Origin of the sequence: Mesorhizobium atlanticum (assembly GCF_003289965.1) — a bacterium.
Taxonomy (GTDB): domain Bacteria; phylum Pseudomonadota; class Alphaproteobacteria; order Rhizobiales; family Rhizobiaceae; genus Mesorhizobium; species Mesorhizobium atlanticum.
Genome location: NZ_QMBQ01000007.1, coordinates 315,676 through 330,730 on the forward strand (window position 1 = coordinate 315,676; position 15,055 = coordinate 330,730).

Here is a 15,055-nt window from a genome sequence, read left to right on the forward strand (position 1 = left end):
CTCGATGCCATCATAATCTCACAAAGGTTGATCCCGGCGGCCTTCCACAATAGGGATGCCGGAAATAATTCTGGACAATATAGTCCGAAATGATTAGGTCGTGCATCATGGCACGACCAAGGGAATTCGACCGCGACATTGCGCTTCAGCAGGCCATTGGTGTTTTTGCCGACCATGGCTATGAGGGCTCCTCGACCGATACGCTGCTGCAGGCCATGGGCATCAGCCGCCAGAGTCTGTACGACGCGTTCGGCGACAAGCGGCGGCTCTATCTCGAAGCCTTGCAGCGCTACAACGCCGACAGCATCTCGGAACTGATCGGCATCATGAACGCATCGTCCTCGCCGCTGGCAGGGCTGGAAGCGGCGCTGCTTGCGCTCGCGGCCAGGCCCCTTCCACAAGGCGGGATAGGCTGCCTCGGCGTCAGCGCAACCTGCGAATTCGGCGTCTCCGACCAGGAGATACGACTGGTCGGCGAAGCGGCACGCAAGACTTTGATCTCGGCGCTCGAGCGTCGGATCGCGCAGGCCAAGGCAGCGGGCGAGGCCGATCCCGAACTGGATATCCGTGCCTCGGCACAATTCATCGCCGCTACCCTCTCAGGCATCAAGCTGGCTGCACGTGGCGGCGCCTCGATCGAAGCTTTGCGCAGCATAGCGCGAATGGCCATCCGAAGCTTGCGGTAGCACAGACCGGCATGAGTGCGATTTGGCCTGCATAGTTATAGATCAATCAGTCCAAAATAAAGGAACTCACCATGACGAAACCTCTCTCCCGCAAAGTCGCGTTGGTCGCAGGCGGATCGCGCGGCATCGGCGCGGCAATCGTGCGCCGGCTCCATACCGACGGCGCGGCAGTGGCCTTCACTTATATCAGTTCCGCCGCCAGGGCCGAGGACCTTGTCGCATCCCTGGAGGGGCAGCCGCTTGCCATCAAGGCCGACAGCGCGGATCCTGAAGCCGTCCAACGGGCTGTGGCGACAACCGTCGAGCATTTCGGCAGGCTCGACATTCTCGTCAACAATGCCGGCATCCTGATCCACGGTATGGTTGACGACGTCTCGGTCGCGGACTTCGACAAGATGGTCGCGGTAAACATGCGCGCTGTGTTCTTCGCCATACAAGCCGCCGTACGGTCGATGGGTGAGGGCGGCCGCGTCATCACGATCGGAAGCGTCGTGGCCGATCGCACCGGCTTTCCCGGCTCCTCGATCTATTCGATGACCAAGGCCGCGATCACCGGGTTGACCCGCGGCCTTGCCCGCGATCTCGGCCCGCGCGGCATTACCGTCAACAATGTCCAGCCGGGGCCGACCGCCACCGACATGGCACCGACCGATCCGGCTCTCGCGGAAAAGGTCCGCTCGCTGATCGCGCTTGGACGCCTGGGTGAGGATCGCGAGATCGCCGGACTGGTCGCCTATCTTGCCGGACCGGACTCGGGCTTCATCACGGGATCGAGCCTGACCATCGATGGTGGCTATCTGGCGTGAGTGGCGCGGGCGCGGCTACTCAGCCGCGCCCTTGAAGGCGTCGGCTCCGGTCTCGAACTGCAGCTTGGCGAGCCGCGCATAAGTGCCGCCCTTGGCGACTAGGCTCTGATGCGTGCCTTCCTCGACGATGCGTCCGCCCTCCATGACGAGGATGCGGTCGGCCTTGAGCACCGTCGCCAGCCGGTGCGCGATGACGATGGTGGTGCGGCCGCGCATCAACCGCTCCAGCGCCTTTTGCACCAACGTCTCGCTCTCGGCATCAAGCGCGGACGTCGCTTCGTCGAGCAGAAGGATCGGCGCGTCACGCAGGATGGCGCGGGCGATCGCGATGCGCTGGCGCTGGCCGCCCGACAGCGTCACGCCGCGCTCGCCGACCTGGCTGTCATAGCCCTTGTCCAGCCTGGCGATGAATTCATCGGCAAGGGCGGCCTTGGCCGCGGCCTCGATCTCGGCGTCGCCGGCGCCCTGCCGGCCAAAGCCGATATTGTCGCGCACGCTTGCCGCGAAGATGGTGACGTCCTGCGGCACGATGGCGATGCGCTGGCGGATGGCGGCCGGATCGGCCTCGCGCAGGTCGACCCCGTCGATAACGACGCGCCCGGTCTCGGGATCGTAGAAGCGCAGGATGAGCGAGAAGACGGTGCTTTTGCCCGCGCCCGAAGGCCCGACGATCGCCACCGTCTCGCCGGGCTTCACCTGGAAGCTCAGCCCATGCACGGCGGCACGGTCCGGCCGCGCCGGATAGGAGAAGGAGACGTCGTCGAAGCTGATCGCGCCCTTGGCCGTGGCCGGCAATGGAAGCGGATCGACCGGCCGCTGGATCGCAGGCGTCTCGGCCAGGATCTCCGTCAGCCGCTCGGCGGCGCCCGCCGCCTGCGACAGCTCGCTCCACACCTCCGACAAGGCGCCGAGCGCGCCGGCGGCGAACACCGAATAGAGCAGGAACTGGCCGAGCGTGCCCGGCGACAGCGTGCCGGCAAGCACGTCGCGTGAGCCGAACCACAGCACCGCCACCACCGAGGAAAAGATCATGAAGATGGCGAAGAAGGTGAGGAACGAGCGCGCGAGGATGGAAGCGCGCGCCGCCTCGAAGGCGGCGTCGACGGCGCTCGCGAAGCGGCTGGTGACCAATGTCTCATTGGTGAAGGCCTGCAGCGTGCGCACCGCTCCGATCTGCTCGCTGGCATAGGCGGTGGCCTCCGCAAGTGTGTCCTGCGCCATCCGCGATTTGCGCCGCACCGAGCGGCCGAAGGCGACCAGCGGCAGCACGATCACCGGGATGGCGACGAGCACCAGGCCGGAGAGCTTCGGGCTGGTAAAGACCATCATCGCCACCGCGCCGAGGCCCAGGATGAGATTGCGCAGCGCGACCGAGGCGGTGGCGCCGACCGCCGACTTCACCTGCGTCGTGTCGGCGGCGAGCCGCGACACGATCTCACCCGAATGCGCGCGATCGAAAAAGGCGGGCGACAGCGTCGTGACATGGGAGAAAACGTCGCGGCGGATGTCGGCCACGACCCGCTCGCCGAGCGTGATGACGAAATAGTAGCGGCTGGCCGAAGCCGCCGCCAGCAAAGCCGCCATCACCACGAGCGCTGCGAAATACTCGGCGATAAAGGTGGAGCTCGCGGCTTCGAAGCCGTGATCTATCATGCGCCGCACGGCCATCGGCAACGCTAGCGTGGTCACCGCGGCCACGATCAGCGAGATGATCGCGCCGACCGCCAGCTTCCGGTAGCGCGTGATATAGGGGAAAAGGTTTCTCAGCGGCCGGACCGAGCGCCTGCGCTGGTCTCCACTGGCACCGATATCCGCCATGAGCGTTTCCTCTGGCCGCTTGCCAACACCGCGCTTCAATATGCGCTTGCCGCGGCCTTGTGATTCAATTCCGGCTGATGTATAGGCTCGCCGACCGTTTTAGAAGCCGTGGCTTTTCATTAGCTGCGGCTTCGAGTTTTAAAAAGGGGCGCATTCGACGCAGGCCTTTGGCCCGTCACCGGCGCCGGCAAGCCAGGACATAAGACAATGAAGGCCGATATCCATCCCGACTACCACACCATCAAGGTCGTCATGACCGATGGCACCGAATACCTGACCCGTTCGACCTGGGGCAAGGAAGGCGACACGATGAACCTCGACATCGATCCGACCACGCACCCGGCCTGGACCGGCGGCCAGCAGACCCTGCTCGACCGCGGCGGCCGCCTGTCGAAGTTCAAGAAGCGTTTCGAAGGTTTCGGCCTCTAAGCCGGATACATCAGCAGGATTTGAAAAACCCGCCTTCGAGGCGGGTTTTTTTGTTGGCTGCACCTGCCCCTACCTCCCCCTTGTGGGGAGGTCGGACCGAAGGTCCGGGTGGGGGACTTACGCTGCCCCCTCCCCGCTGCTACGCAGCGACCCTCCCCACAAGGGGGAAGGTGGGCTTCCTACGCGCCCACCAATTCCCGCAGCGCCATCCGCTTGTAAGCCTCAACCAACCCGTCGCCCTCTTCGCGATCGACCGAGATCGCCAGCCGCACGGCCGCCTCGCCCATCTGCCAGACGAGGAAGGCCGTCGTCTCCAGCTCGACCGGATCGGCATCGGGCCTCAGCCGCTTCAGCACCGCGACCAGAAATTCGGCATTGGCGCGGCTGTCGGCGAGCTCGAGCGCGCGCAATGCCTTGTCGGCCTGCGTGCCTGACCAGACGTCGCGTATCACCGGCTCGGCCAGGAACAGCTGGTAATAGATGTCCACCAGCTCCGAAAACGCGCTTTTGAAGCCTTCGGCGTCGCCGACATCCTTCAGCGCCGCCGAAATGCAGGCCTGGCTTTCGGCGGTGTAGCGCTCGGCCAGCGCCCAGACGATCGCCCGCTTGTCCGGAAAGAACTGGTAGAGCGAGCCGATCGACACCCCTGCCCGCTCCGCCACCTCGCCCATGCGCATGGCATCGCTGCCCTGCTCGGCAATCAGCGCCGAGGCGGCGGCAAGCATCCGCTCGACCCTCTCGCGGCTGCGTTGCTGGCTCGGCGACCGGCGCGGCGAAGCGATAGCCGCTGGATCCGGCTTGGCGGTGACTTCTTCCATGGCTCTCTCCGGACGCATTTTTTGAAAACGGGCTTGACTCGCAAAATACGAGGGTTTATCACGTTTTGCAAATGTGAGGATTACTCATATTTTGCACAAAACCCGGCCTCTGGAGCAACTGAGATGATGAAACTTCTTCCCACCCTCACCTTCATCGCCGCGATCGGCTCCGGCGTGGTCGCGGGCGTGTTTTTCGCTTTTTCCAATTTCGTCATGGCAGCACTTGCCCGGCTGCCTGTCCCAAGCGGCATTGCGGCGATGAATTCGATCAACGTCACGGTGATCACGCCGACCTTCATGACGGCGCTGTTCGGCACCGGCTTGATCTGCCTGGTGTTGATTGCCGCCGTTTTCTTCGGCTGGAGCCAGTCCGGCTCGTACTGGCTGCTTGCCGGCGCCGTGATCTATTTCGTCGGCAATCCGCTCGTGACCATGGTCTTCAACGTGCCGCTCAACGACGCTTTAGCCGCCGTCGATCCGCAGAGCGCCAATGGCGCCGCCGTGTGGGCGAACCATCTGAGTGAATGGGTGATGTGGAACCACGTCCGCACCGTCACCGCCATCGTGTCGATGGCCTGCTTCATCATGGCATTGATCTGAGGATGAGCAGCCCGCAAATGCGAAAGACCCCGCCTCAGGCAGGGTCTTTTGATCCATGACCTTTGCGGTCGGAGTGGCCGAGATCCCGATCCGGATCGATGACGTCGCGGACCAGCTGTTTCAGCTTTGCTGCGTCAGGAAAACCGCCATCCCGCTTGCGGTCCCAGATCAGCTGATCGTTGCAGGAAATGGTGAAGATGCCACCGGTGCCCGGCACCAGGGTGACTTCGCCGAGATCGGTGCCAAAGGTCGAAAGCAGCTCCTGCGCCATCCATCCGGCGCGCAACAGCCATTGGCATTGCGTGCAGTAGGTGATGCGGATGATCGGAAGCGGCTGCTCACTCATCTCAGGTAGCGCGGCAACTTACGCCGCGCTGAGCTTGGCCATCGTCTCGTCGTCAACCTCGAAATTGGCATAGACGCTCTGCACGTCGTCATCGTCCTCGAGTGTGGCGACCAGCTTCATCAGCGACTGCGCCCGTTCTTCGTCGACCGGGACATTGTTCTGCGGCTGCCAGATCGGCTTGACCGATTCCGCCTCGCCGAGCGCCGCTTCCAGCGACTTCGACACGTCGCCGAGATTTTCGAAGGCGCAATAGATGGTGTGGCCTTCCTCGTCCGACTCGACGTCGTCGGCGCCGGCCTCGATCGCGGCTTCCATCACCTTGTCGGCGCTGCCGGCCGAGGCCGGGTAATAGATCTCGCCGACGCGGTTCCACATGAAGGACACCGAGCCGGTTTCGCCGAGCGCTCCACCGGCCTTGGTGAAGGCGGCGCGCACATTGGATGCCGAGCGGTTGCGGTTGTCGGTCAGCACTTCCACGATCAGCGCCACGCCGCCCGGGCCATAGCCCTCGTAGCGCACGGCCTCGTAATTCTCGGCGTCGCCGGCGGTCGCCTTGTTGATGGCGCGCTGGATGTTGTCCTTCGGCATCGACACGGCCTTGGCATTCTGCACCGCAAGGCGCAGGCGCGGGTTCATCGCCGGGTCCGGCGTGCCGGTCTTGGCGGCGACGGTGATTTCGCGCGCCAGCTTGGAAAACATTTTCGACCGCACCGCGTCCTGACGGCCCTTGCGATGCATGATGTTCTTAAACTGCGAATGGCCAGCCATGGCACCCCTGTCGTGTTCGGCTAGAGCATCTCGAAGCGAAGTGTCGTCACCGCGTCTTCGGCAAAATGCTCGAATTCAATTTCAGAACGCTCCAAGCATGCCTGCGAAGGCATGCGGCGCTCTTTGTCGGAATGGCCGGCTTATAGATAAATCGGCTCAATTCGTCCAGACGCGCCGTCACTCTGGCGTTGAGCCGGAACGCTTACCCCTCGAGATCGGACTTCAGCCGGTCGAGGATGCTGATGGCGTGGCCGGCATACTGGCTGATCCAGCGGTCGTGGATCTGCCTGATCGGCAAGGCATTGAGATGGTTCCAGCGCTCGCGCCCCTCGCGCCTCGCCACCACCAGGTCCGCCTCCTCCAGCACTTTCAAATGCATCATCACGGTGCAGCGGTCCATGTCCGGAAAAGCCTCGCACAGCATGCCGGTGGTTTGCGGCTGATCCTTCAGGCGATCCAGCAGTTCGCGGCGGCGCGGATGCGCCAAGGCCTTGAAAACATGGTCGTCCGCGGTTTGGCTTGACATGTTATATTTCTATAACATATCGTTTCGGCGAGCAAGGAAGGAGCTGTGGATATGTCCCTCGGATTCAGGATTTCCGGACGCATCGGCAAACCGGTCGCCGAGGTCTTCGACGCGGTGGTCAATCCGACGAAGCTCAGTGGCTACTTCACCACCATCGGCGGCGCCTCGGCTCCGCTTGTCGCGGGCACCACCGTCACCTGGTGGAAATCCGTGCCGGTGGAGGTCGACGAAGTGACGAAGGACAAGCGCATCGTGCTGCGCTGGGATGCCACCGATGCCGATGGCAAGCCGGCCTACAAGACCCGCATCGAGATGAATTTCGAGCCGCTGGAGGACGGCGGCACCTTCGTCACCATCGCCGAGCAAGGCTGGCACGACGGCGAGGTCGGCCTGAAGAAATCATACCTGAACTGCGAGGGCTGGTCGCAGATGCTCGCCTGCATGAAGGCCTATCTCGAATACGGCATCAATCTGCGCGACGGCTACTACCGCAGCGAGCTGAAGGGCGAACCGGCCAACGAGACCAACATCTGAGTCCGACGTTCAAGTCCCGATAACCTAGTAGCAGGAGGTCGCCCGATGACGAAAGCAACGCCATTCCTGATGTTCGAGGGAAAGGCCGAGGAGGCCATGACCCTCTATTGCGGGACCATTCCCGATAGCCAGGTCCTCGAGGTCACGCGCTACGGCTCGGGCGAGGACGGAGCGGAAGGAACGCTCAAGCTGGCGCGCGCTTTGATCGGAGGCGTCGAGGTCAGGATCTACAACAGCCCAGTGCACCACGCCTTCACCTTCACGCCGTCCTTCTCCTTCTTCGTCGACTGTTCGTCCGAGCAGGAACTGGAGCGGATCGTTGCCGTTCTCTCCAAGGACGGCGGTTTCCTGATGCCGACCGGCAATTACGGCTTCAGCCGTCGCTTCGCCTGGCTCAACGACCGCTTCGGTGTCTCCTGGCAGATCAATCTGCCCTGAAACAATCCGTGGAGGAAAACCGTGGAACTCAAGCAAGCTCCAACTGCCGAAGCCGCCATGCTGATCCGCCGGCCGGTAGCCGAAGTCTTCGAGGCGATCGTCGATCCGGCGGTGACCACGAAATTCTGGTTCACGCATTCCAGCGGACGGCTGGATGAAAGCAAGCCGCTCGAGTGGGAGTGGCGTATGTATGGCGTCTCAACCAGGGTAGAGGTCAGCGAGATCGCTCCCAACAAGAAGATCGTCATGCAATGGAGCGATCCGCCGACCACCGTCGTCTGGTCCTTCACCGAGATGCCGGACGAGGCGACCTTTCTCGAAGTCAGCAATTTCGGCTTCGCCGGCTCCGGCGACGAACAAGTGAAGCAGGCGATCGATTCGACCGGCGGCTTCTCGCTGGTGCTGGCCGGCGCCAAGGCCTGGCTGGAACAGGGCCTGACGCTCGGCCTGATCGGCGACCGTCACCCGAAGGGCCTGTCGTGATGGGCCTCAATGCCCGTCGCTCGCGCCCTGCTTCTTGCGATTGCGTGCCAGCATGTTGAGGCCCTCGACCAGCGCCGAAAAGCCCATCGCGGCGTAGATGTAGCCCTTGGGCACATGGTAGCCCATGCCATCGGCGATCAGCGTCATGCCGATCATCAACAGGAAGCCCAGCGCCAGCATGACGATGGAGGGGTTCCTGGCGATGAAATTGGCAAGCGGCGTCGCCGCCAGCATCATCACGCTCACAGCCAGGATCACGGCGACATACATGATGGCGATCTCGTCGGTCATGCCGACGGCGGTGATGATGGAATCGATCGAGAAGACGAGATCGAGCAGCAGGATCTGGAAGATGGCGCCGGCAAGGCTCATCTGCAGCGTACCTACCATCGTGTCCTGGTGATCCTGCGGGTCGACCGTGTGGTGGATTTCCTTGGTCGCCTTCCACACCAGGAACAGGCCTCCGGCGATCAGGATCAGGTCGCGCCAGGAAAAGCCGTGGCCGAAGGCGGTGAACACCGGCGTCGTCAGTTGCACGATGATGGAGATCGTGGCGAGCAGGATAAGACGCATGACCAGGGCGGCCGAGATGCCCAGCCGGCGCGCACGTGCGCGCTGCGCCTCCGGCAGCTTGTTGGTCAGGATCGAGATGAAGATCAGATTGTCGATGCCGAGCACGATCTCGAGCACCACCAGTGTCAAAAGGGCGATCCATGCGGTCGGATCGGAAACAAAGGCAAAGTGCGGAGCCAGGAATTCGACAAGCTGCATGGAGGTCGTCCCCTCTACGATCTAGAGCAGTTTCGTCGCCAGTTAGGCACTGGCCTTGGCTATATCAATGTCAGGACCAGAAAGACGGCGCCGTTTCTTCCAGCCGCGGCCCGCGACGAAACGGCGCGATTTTTTCGGCAAGTCCGGTGCGGTCGGAAATATCGACGCCGACCCCGCACAATGTCGCCGGCCCGGTCGCCGCCTCGAAGCGGCCTTTCGGCACTTTCGACAGGAAGCGGTTGAGCGGCTCTTCCTTGTCCATGCCGAGCGAGGAATCGTAATCGCCACACATGCCGGCATCCGAAATATAGGCGGTGCCGCCATTGAGGATCTGATGGTCGGCGGTCGGCTGATGCGTATGCGTGCCCACCACCAGGCTGGCGCGGCCGTCGACGAAATGCGCGAAGCACATTTTCTCCGAGGTCGCCTCGGCATGGAAATCGACGATCGCCGCATCGGCCTGCTCGCCGAGCGGGCAGGCCGCCAGCTCGCGCTCGCCGGCCTGGAACGGGTCGTCGAGCTCGGGGTGCATGAAGACGCGACCCATGATGTTGGCGACCAGCACGCGCGCGCCGTTACGGGCGATGTAGACACCCGAGCCGCGCCCCGGCGTGCCTTTGGGGAAATTGGAGGGCCGCAGGAAGCGCTCCTCGCGCGGCGCGAAGATCAGCGCATCGCGCTGGTCCCAGACATGGTTGCCCGTGGTGACGACATCGGCGCCCGCCGCCAGCGTCTCGCGAAAGATCTCTTCGGTGATGCCGAAGCCGCCGGCGGCGTTCTCGCCATTGACGATGACGAAGTCGAGCCTGAAGTCGGAAATCAGCCCCGGCAGCTGTTCCCAAACCGCCGTGCGCCCTGTTTTGCCAACCATGTCGCCAAGGAAGAGGAGTCTCATAGCCACTTCTATCCAGAGCTGTGGACACTAGGCAAGCGGCACCGAGGTCCTTAACGCCGGCCGAAAGGGCTGCGTTGTTGATCGGCTGGCCCAGCGCCAGCGCCGACAATGCGAACGGTGGATGGCGCCATGGGCGGCGTTTTGCGTCCTCGCAGCCAGAAGAACCAGACATAGAACAAGGTGAAACCACCGCTGACGGCAAGCAGCAGCAGTCCGCCGCGCCAACCTTTCATCGCGGCCGTATCGAGGTTCGATGGATCGGCAGGGTCGTAGTAGAACTCTACCCTGTCGCCTTTGGCCGCCTTGTAGAGACCGATGTCCTTGTCCTTGCCGGACCATGTCATCGGCGCGTCGTTGGCGACATAACTGACGGCGACATTGATGCCGTCCGTGGTGAGACCGTTCGCCCGCGTTTCGCTGTAGGGGCTGACATCCGTCACGGTGGCGACCGTCCGCTGCCAGGCGGCTTGGTGATGCAAGCTTGTGCCGATGATGTGCGCTCCCATCGCAAACAGCACTGCGGCGATCAGGGCGAAAGGCATCAGCAAGTAACGTGCGAAGATAAACACCACGACCCCCGTCGGTTCGGACTATATTGCAGGAATATCACCCGACGGTTCTTTGAAACGCGTTAAGCGGATTGCGATAGTTTAAGCGATATCGAAGCGCCGCAACCCGCTTTCGGTCAGTATTTCCGGAATGATGACGTCATGGTTCTCTTCCGGCACCCGCTCGACTTCCTGGCAATCGAAGGCGATGCCGATCAGCCTCGGCATGATACCCTTTTCGGCCAGCCTGGCGATGGCGCGGTCGTAATAGCCGGCGCCATAGCCGATGCGGTGGCCGCGGGCGTCGAAGGCGGCGAGCGGCACCAGCATCAGCGTCGGGTCGAGCACTTCCGCCTCTTCATGCGGGCCGACCGTGCCGAAGCCCATCTCGACCATCGGCGCGCCGCGCACCAGCTCGCGGAAGACGATCGTGGTCTTGTCGAGGATCGCCGGCAGGCAGAGCCTTGCGCCCTTCTCGCGCAGCGCGAACATCAGCGGCCGCACATCGACCTCCGAGCGCATCGGCCAGAAGCCGGAGACGATGCGGCCGGGCTCGAAGTCGATTTTTTCCTTCGCGGTCTCGGCCATTTCGAGCGCGATCTCCACGCGCCAGAATTCGTCAAGCGCATCACGGCGCGCCAGCGCTTCCTTGCGAAGCTGTTTTTTGAGGTCTTTGGAAGGTGACATGTGTGGACGCTAGAAAGGGCCGAGCTTGGACGGCGTTGCAGGAACGACGTTTTCTAGCGTAATTCCAGGAAAGTGCGCAGCGCTATTCCGACCGGAATTGCGTCAAAACGCAGAGCAGGCGCAAGTCTCCCGAGATCGGCTACGCTATGCACACATCTGTGACGGGCGTGACTGATCGGGCCGAGGCCTGATTGCCACGTGGTTCCCCCAATCCGTCGCTGCTTCGCAGCGCCACCTTTCCCCGCCCTCCGGAGGGAAAGGAAGGGAGCGTTGCTGGACGAGCGTCGACGGCAAAAAGGCTTGGCGCCTTTCCTCTACCCCATCGATCGGGGGAGAGGTGGCGAAGCCGAGACGGAGTGGGGATCGACCGGCGCTACATTGGGCAATGCATGCGCCAAGCCGCCACGCACGCTATCGCCAAAGACCAGCCGCTTGGAATGTGTGCATGCCAAAATCGGGAGAGTGACGATCCACACAACCGGTGGAGAGGTCGATCCCGGGTGCCTACAAAGTAGGTGGGCGCCGTGTGAGAAAACCCACGGGTCTTCCCAGGGACAGCTCCCTAAGGATCGATAAGGCCCCGGGGATAAGTTTCTCCTGCCGGGAAGCGCAGACCGCCGAGGGCAAATATAGGCCGATGGTTAGCCGAGCGCCAGAGAAACGGATGGGCGTTCGAGCGTTATTTGCTTGGTCGGCTACCGCCCAGGCGGGCCAGTTTGGCTTCGAAGCTTGCGCGCATGCGCACGGCTCCTTACGGTCGCCGCAAGATAGCCAGGAGAAAAGATGCGTTTCGAAGGCACAGCGGCCTATGTCGCCGACAAGGATCTGATGGTCGCGGTCAACGCCGCGATCGCGCTGGAGCGGCCCTTGCTGGTCAAGGGCGAGCCCGGCACCGGCAAGACCGAGCTCGCCCGCCAGGTGGCGTCGGCGCTTGGGCTCGAGTTCATCGAATGGAACGTCAAATCGACCACCAAGGCGCAGCAGGGCCTCTACGAGTACGACGCCGTCTCGCGGCTGCGCGACAGCCAGCTCGGCGACGAGCGCTTCAACGACATCGCCAACTACATCAAGCGCGGCAAGCTGTGGGATGCCTTCGCGGCGCGAAAGAAAGTCGTGCTCTTGATCGATGAGATCGACAAGGCCGACATCGAGTTCCCCAACGACCTGCTGCAGGAGCTCGACCGGATGGAGTTCTTCGTCTACGAGACCGGCGAAACGATCCGCGCCGAGTTCAGGCCGATCGTAATCATCACCTCGAACAATGAGAAGGAACTGCCGGACGCCTTCCTGCGCCGCTGCTTCTTCCACTATATCCGTTTCCCCGACATCGACACGCTGCACCGCATCGTCGAGGTGCATTACCCGGGCATCAAGCAAAACCTGGTGCGAGCGGCGCTCACCCAGTTCTACGAGATCCGAGAGGTGCCGGGCCTGAAGAAGAAGCCGTCGACCTCCGAGGCGCTCGACTGGATCCGCCTGTTGGTCGCCGACGACATCGCGCCCGAAGACCTGCGCGCCGATCCCAAGAACATGCTGCCGAAGCTGCATGGTGCGTTGCTGAAGAACGAGCAGGATGTGCACTTGTTCGAGCGGCTGGCGTTCATGGCGAGACGACAGGGTTAAGGCGGCAGCAATAGCGCTTTCCCGGTCTGTGGACCGTTGCCGGCAAGCGACTGCTGCCGCAGCTTCGGCCCCAAACGTTGGAGGAAAAAATGTCCGAGATCACCATCCGCCCGCTCGCGCAGTCCGACCACGCCGACTGGCGCCGGCTGTGGACCGACTATCTGACCTTCTACGAGACGAAGCTTCCGGAAGAGGTCTATGCAATCACCTGGAAGCGGCTGTTCACGGACGGCGAGTTCGAGCCGAAGGGTTTCATCGCCACGCTCGACGGCAAGGCGGTTGGGCTGACCCATTACCTCTATCACCGCTCAGGCTGGTCCGAGAAAAACAACTGTTATCTGCAGGACCTGTTCGCCGACCCCGACGTGCGCGGCAAGGGCGTGGGCGCGGCGCTGATCAAGGCCGTGCAGGACGAGGCCGGCAAGATCGGTGTGAAAAACGTCTACTGGATGACGCACGAAACCAACACCACCGCGCGCCGGCTCTACGACCATGTCGCGCGCCGTACGGGCTTCATCGAGTACGATCTGCTATAAGGGCTTGATGTTCATCCCCTTCTTCCTCGAACTGAAGGCCGCGCGGGTTCCTGTTTCGCTCAGGGAATATCTATCGCTGCTAGAAGGGCTGGAAGCCGGGCTGGTCGACTATGACGTCGAGGCTTTCTACTATCTTGCGCGTTCGGCGCTGGTGAAGGACGAGCGCCATATCGACCGTTTCGACCAGGTCTTCGCGCATGTCTTCAAGGGCGTCGAGGCCCTTGGCGGACCCGATGCCGTCGATGTCGCCAATATCCCGGAGGAATGGCTGCGCCGGCTGGCCGAGAAGCACCTGACCGAGGAAGAGAAAAAGCTGGTCGAGGCTTTGGGCGGCTTCGACAAGCTGATGGAAACCTTGAAGCAGCGGCTCGAAGAGCAAAAGGGCCGCCACCAGGGCGGCTCGAAATGGATCGGCACCGGTGGCACCTCACCCTTCGGCGCTTATGGTTACAACCCCGAAGGCGTGCGCATCGGCCAGCACGAGAGCCGCCACCGCCGCGCGGTGAAAGTCTGGGATAAGCGCGAATTCAGGAACTTCGATGACACGGTCGAGCTCGGCACCCGCAACATCAAGGTGGCGCTGAAGCGGCTGCGCCGCTGGGTGCGCGAGGGCGCCGAGGAGGAGTTCGACCTGCCTGGCACCATCCACGCCACCGCCGAGCATGGCTATCTCGACGTCAAAACCAGGCCCGAGCGACGCAATGCCGTGAAGCTCTTGATGTTCTTCGATGTCGGCGGCTCGATGGATGACCACATTAGAAGCGTCGAGGAGCTGTTCTCGGCCGCGCGCGCCGAATTCCGCCAGCTCGAATATTTCTACTTCCACAATTGCCTCTACGAGCGCGTCTGGAAGGACAATCGCCGGCGGCTGGCCGAGACGATCCCGACCTTCGACCTCATCCACAAATACGGACCGGACTACAAGGTGATCGTCGTCGGCGATGCCTCGATGAGCCCTTACGAGATCGCGCATCCGGGCGGCTCGGTCGAGCACTGGAATCCGGAGGCCGGCAGCGTGTGGCTGGCGCGCCTGTTGCAGCAATGGCCGAATGCGATCTGGCTCAATCCCGAAGCCGAGAAGAACTGGCGCTACACGCATTCGATCGCCATGATCAGCGAGATCTTCGGCGGCCGCATGTTCCCGCTGACGCTGGCCGGGCTGGAAGCGGCGACGAAGCAGTTGTCGCGCAAGCATTAGCTGGGATGGCGTTGGCAAGTGGTGTAACAATCACTTACCTTCGTGCGAATACCCGTTGCAAGCAACAACGAGCCGTCAAGGCCGAGGAGATTTCATGGACACCCACGCCTATCCCGTCACCCGCACCGATGCCGAGTGGCGCGCCCGGCTGACGCCGGAGCAATATGCCGTCATGCGCAACCACGGCACCGAGCGCCCCGGCAGCTGCGCCCTGCTCTATGAGAAGCGCGCCGGCACCTTCTATTGCGTTGGCTGCGACCAGCCGCTGTTCGAATCCAAGCTGAAGTTCGAGAGCGGCACCGGCTGGCCGAGCTTCAACGATCCGGTCCCGGGCGCGATCGAGACCACCGTCGACCGCAGCTACGGCATGGTCCGCACCGAATGCCACTGCTCGCGCTGTGGCAGCCATCTCGGCCATGTCTTCGAGGACGGCCCGCCACCGACCGGCCTGCGCTATTGCATCAACGGCGTGGCGCTGCGCTTCGAGCCTGCGGCCTGACGTCTCTAAAATGACTTCGCAAAGGGCGGCTTCGGTCGCCCTTTTT

The 15,055-nt window shown here is 62.8% G+C and carries 20 protein-coding genes and 1 other RNA gene; 11 read left to right on the forward strand and 10 right to left on the reverse strand.

The features are described from left to right. The first annotated feature begins 107 nt into the window (after window positions 1-107). Together DPM35_RS24170 and DPM35_RS24175 are read left to right on the forward strand one after the other, a co-directional pair. Window positions 108-686 (forward strand): TetR/AcrR family transcriptional regulator, encoded by a 579-nt coding sequence (locus DPM35_RS24170; RefSeq protein WP_112129711.1) that lies wholly within the window; start codon window positions 108-110, stop codon window positions 684-686. Between the two features lie 71 nt (window positions 687-757). Continuing rightward, the gene (locus DPM35_RS24175) at window positions 758-1,492 is read left to right on the forward strand and encodes a 3-oxoacyl-ACP reductase family protein (RefSeq protein WP_112129712.1); all 735 of its coding nucleotides are present in this window, start codon (window positions 758-760) and stop codon (window positions 1,490-1,492) included. A gap of 15 nt (window positions 1,493-1,507) precedes the next feature. Here the strand turns inward: DPM35_RS24175 and DPM35_RS24180 are convergent, their stop codons facing one another. Further along, entirely contained in the window at window positions 1,508-3,310 is a 1,803-nt protein-coding gene (locus DPM35_RS24180; RefSeq protein ID WP_112129777.1) for an ABC transporter transmembrane domain-containing protein, read from the reverse strand. 207 nt (window positions 3,311-3,517) lie between these two features. On the opposite strand from DPM35_RS24180, the gene rpmE reads away from it, so the two are divergent. After that, window positions 3,518-3,739 (forward strand): 50S ribosomal protein L31, encoded by a 222-nt coding sequence (rpmE, locus tag DPM35_RS24185; protein WP_040974396.1) that lies wholly within the window; start codon window positions 3,518-3,520, stop codon window positions 3,737-3,739. A gap of 179 nt (window positions 3,740-3,918) precedes the next feature. Here the strand turns inward: rpmE and DPM35_RS24190 are convergent, their stop codons facing one another. Beyond that, window positions 3,919-4,557, reverse strand: coding sequence for a TetR/AcrR family transcriptional regulator (locus DPM35_RS24190; RefSeq protein WP_112129713.1), 639 nt, complete (start codon window positions 4,555-4,557; stop codon window positions 3,919-3,921). A 123-nt stretch (window positions 4,558-4,680) separates the two neighbouring features. On the opposite strand from DPM35_RS24190, the gene DPM35_RS24195 reads away from it, so the two are divergent. Further along, window positions 4,681-5,157 (forward strand): anthrone oxygenase family protein, encoded by a 477-nt coding sequence (locus DPM35_RS24195; RefSeq protein ID WP_112129714.1) that lies wholly within the window; start codon window positions 4,681-4,683, stop codon window positions 5,155-5,157. 34 nt (window positions 5,158-5,191) lie between these two features. On the opposite strand, the gene DPM35_RS24200 is transcribed toward DPM35_RS24195, so the two are convergent. The 3 genes from DPM35_RS24200 to DPM35_RS24210 all read right to left on the reverse strand — a co-directional run bounded on the left by DPM35_RS24200 (window position 5,192) and on the right by DPM35_RS24210 (window position 6,797). Further along, the gene (locus DPM35_RS24200) at window positions 5,192-5,503 is read right to left on the reverse strand and encodes an Rdx family protein (RefSeq protein ID WP_112129715.1); all 312 of its coding nucleotides are present in this window, start codon (window positions 5,501-5,503) and stop codon (window positions 5,192-5,194) included. A gap of 18 nt (window positions 5,504-5,521) precedes the next feature. Next, complete coding sequence (locus DPM35_RS24205; protein ID WP_112129716.1) at window positions 5,522-6,271, reverse strand: YebC/PmpR family DNA-binding transcriptional regulator; 750 nt, start codon at window positions 6,269-6,271, stop codon at window positions 5,522-5,524. Between the two features lie 202 nt (window positions 6,272-6,473). Continuing rightward, on the reverse strand, window positions 6,474-6,797 hold the full coding sequence (locus DPM35_RS24210) for an ArsR/SmtB family transcription factor (RefSeq protein WP_112129717.1): 324 nt from the start codon (window positions 6,795-6,797) through the stop codon (window positions 6,474-6,476). Between the two features lie 51 nt (window positions 6,798-6,848). On the opposite strand from DPM35_RS24210, the gene DPM35_RS24215 reads away from it, so the two are divergent. The 3 genes from DPM35_RS24215 to DPM35_RS24225 are packed head-to-tail and all read left to right on the forward strand — an operon-like array spanning window position 6,849 to window position 8,252. Beyond that, window positions 6,849-7,331: an SRPBCC domain-containing protein gene (locus DPM35_RS24215; protein WP_112129718.1), complete on the forward strand. Its 483-nt coding sequence runs from the start codon at window positions 6,849-6,851 to the stop codon at window positions 7,329-7,331. A 45-nt stretch (window positions 7,332-7,376) separates the two neighbouring features. Then, window positions 7,377-7,769 carry a VOC family protein gene (locus DPM35_RS24220; protein ID WP_112129719.1) on the forward strand — a complete coding sequence of 131 codons (393 nt, stop codon included), beginning with the start codon at window positions 7,377-7,379 and terminating at the stop codon, window positions 7,767-7,769. 57 nt (window positions 7,770-7,826) lie between these two features. Further along, complete coding sequence (locus DPM35_RS24225) at window positions 7,827-8,252, forward strand: SRPBCC family protein (RefSeq protein WP_425373407.1); 426 nt, start codon at window positions 7,827-7,829, stop codon at window positions 8,250-8,252. 6 nt (window positions 8,253-8,258) lie between these two features. Here the strand turns inward: DPM35_RS24225 and DPM35_RS24230 are convergent, their stop codons facing one another. The 5 genes from DPM35_RS24230 to ssrS form a co-directional block, all read right to left on the reverse strand. Further along, window positions 8,259-9,023, reverse strand: coding sequence for a TerC family protein (locus DPM35_RS24230; RefSeq protein ID WP_112129721.1), 765 nt, complete (start codon window positions 9,021-9,023; stop codon window positions 8,259-8,261). Window positions 9,024-9,093: 70 nt separating this feature from the next. Next, complete coding sequence (locus tag DPM35_RS24235) at window positions 9,094-9,918, reverse strand: TIGR00282 family metallophosphoesterase (protein ID WP_112129722.1); 825 nt, start codon at window positions 9,916-9,918, stop codon at window positions 9,094-9,096. A gap of 50 nt (window positions 9,919-9,968) precedes the next feature. Beyond that, the gene (locus DPM35_RS24240; protein ID WP_112129723.1) at window positions 9,969-10,490 is read right to left on the reverse strand and encodes a DUF3592 domain-containing protein; all 522 of its coding nucleotides are present in this window, start codon (window positions 10,488-10,490) and stop codon (window positions 9,969-9,971) included. A 78-nt stretch (window positions 10,491-10,568) separates the two neighbouring features. Further along, window positions 10,569-11,153 carry a 5-formyltetrahydrofolate cyclo-ligase gene (locus tag DPM35_RS24245; RefSeq protein ID WP_112129724.1) on the reverse strand — a complete coding sequence of 195 codons (585 nt, stop codon included), beginning with the start codon at window positions 11,151-11,153 and terminating at the stop codon, window positions 10,569-10,571. Between the two features lie 463 nt (window positions 11,154-11,616). After that, window positions 11,617-11,772: non-coding RNA, 6S RNA (gene ssrS / locus DPM35_RS24250), on the reverse strand. Window positions 11,773-11,936: 164 nt separating this feature from the next. On the opposite strand from ssrS, the gene DPM35_RS24255 reads away from it, so the two are divergent. The 4 genes from DPM35_RS24255 to msrB all read left to right on the forward strand — a co-directional run bounded on the left by DPM35_RS24255 (window position 11,937) and on the right by msrB (window position 15,009). After that, window positions 11,937-12,776: an AAA family ATPase gene (locus DPM35_RS24255; protein ID WP_112129725.1), complete on the forward strand. Its 840-nt coding sequence runs from the start codon at window positions 11,937-11,939 to the stop codon at window positions 12,774-12,776. Between the two features lie 89 nt (window positions 12,777-12,865). Further along, entirely contained in the window at window positions 12,866-13,312 is a 447-nt protein-coding gene (locus DPM35_RS24260) for a GNAT family N-acetyltransferase (protein ID WP_112129726.1), read from the forward strand. 7 nt (window positions 13,313-13,319) lie between these two features. After that, window positions 13,320-14,510, forward strand: a complete 1,191-nt coding sequence (locus tag DPM35_RS24265; RefSeq protein WP_112129727.1) for a vWA domain-containing protein — start codon at window positions 13,320-13,322, stop codon at window positions 14,508-14,510. A 94-nt stretch (window positions 14,511-14,604) separates the two neighbouring features. Beyond that, complete coding sequence (gene msrB / locus DPM35_RS24270) at window positions 14,605-15,009, forward strand: peptide-methionine (R)-S-oxide reductase MsrB (protein WP_112129728.1); 405 nt, start codon at window positions 14,605-14,607, stop codon at window positions 15,007-15,009. Window positions 15,010-15,055 lie beyond the last annotated feature (46 nt).

What these genes read in the sequence shown, in the direction of transcription:
- DPM35_RS24180 (WP_112129777.1), bottom strand. Translation starts at nt 3,310, where the DNA reads ATGGCGGATATCGGTGCCAGTGGAGACCAGCGCAGGCGCTCGGTCCGG.
- DPM35_RS24215 (WP_112129718.1), top strand. Translation starts at nt 6,849, where the DNA reads ATGTCCCTCGGATTCAGGATTTCCGGACGCATCGGCAAACCGGTCGCC.
- DPM35_RS24255 (WP_112129725.1), top strand. Translation starts at nt 11,937, where the DNA reads ATGCGTTTCGAAGGCACAGCGGCCTATGTCGCCGACAAGGATCTGATG.
- DPM35_RS24200 (WP_112129715.1), bottom strand. Translation starts at nt 5,503, where the DNA reads ATGAGTGAGCAGCCGCTTCCGATCATCCGCATCACCTACTGCACGCAA.
- DPM35_RS24220 (WP_112129719.1), top strand. Translation starts at nt 7,377, where the DNA reads ATGACGAAAGCAACGCCATTCCTGATGTTCGAGGGAAAGGCCGAGGAG.
- DPM35_RS24205 (WP_112129716.1), bottom strand. Translation starts at nt 6,271, where the DNA reads ATGGCTGGCCATTCGCAGTTTAAGAACATCATGCATCGCAAGGGCCGT.
- DPM35_RS24235 (WP_112129722.1), bottom strand. Translation starts at nt 9,918, where the DNA reads ATGAGACTCCTCTTCCTTGGCGACATGGTTGGCAAAACAGGGCGCACG.
- DPM35_RS24265 (WP_112129727.1), top strand. Translation starts at nt 13,320, where the DNA reads ATGTTCATCCCCTTCTTCCTCGAACTGAAGGCCGCGCGGGTTCCTGTT.
- DPM35_RS24230 (WP_112129721.1), bottom strand. Translation starts at nt 9,023, where the DNA reads ATGCAGCTTGTCGAATTCCTGGCTCCGCACTTTGCCTTTGTTTCCGAT.
- DPM35_RS24225 (WP_425373407.1), top strand. Translation starts at nt 7,827, where the DNA reads ATGCTGATCCGCCGGCCGGTAGCCGAAGTCTTCGAGGCGATCGTCGAT.
- rpmE (WP_040974396.1), top strand. Translation starts at nt 3,518, where the DNA reads ATGAAGGCCGATATCCATCCCGACTACCACACCATCAAGGTCGTCATG.
- DPM35_RS24170 (WP_112129711.1), top strand. Translation starts at nt 108, where the DNA reads ATGGCACGACCAAGGGAATTCGACCGCGACATTGCGCTTCAGCAGGCC.
- DPM35_RS24175 (WP_112129712.1), top strand. Translation starts at nt 758, where the DNA reads ATGACGAAACCTCTCTCCCGCAAAGTCGCGTTGGTCGCAGGCGGATCG.
- msrB (WP_112129728.1), top strand. Translation starts at nt 14,605, where the DNA reads ATGGACACCCACGCCTATCCCGTCACCCGCACCGATGCCGAGTGGCGC.
- DPM35_RS24245 (WP_112129724.1), bottom strand. Translation starts at nt 11,153, where the DNA reads ATGTCACCTTCCAAAGACCTCAAAAAACAGCTTCGCAAGGAAGCGCTG.
- DPM35_RS24210 (WP_112129717.1), bottom strand. Translation starts at nt 6,797, where the DNA reads ATGTCAAGCCAAACCGCGGACGACCATGTTTTCAAGGCCTTGGCGCAT.
- DPM35_RS24190 (WP_112129713.1), bottom strand. Translation starts at nt 4,557, where the DNA reads ATGGAAGAAGTCACCGCCAAGCCGGATCCAGCGGCTATCGCTTCGCCG.
- DPM35_RS24195 (WP_112129714.1), top strand. Translation starts at nt 4,681, where the DNA reads ATGATGAAACTTCTTCCCACCCTCACCTTCATCGCCGCGATCGGCTCC.
- DPM35_RS24260 (WP_112129726.1), top strand. Translation starts at nt 12,866, where the DNA reads ATGTCCGAGATCACCATCCGCCCGCTCGCGCAGTCCGACCACGCCGAC.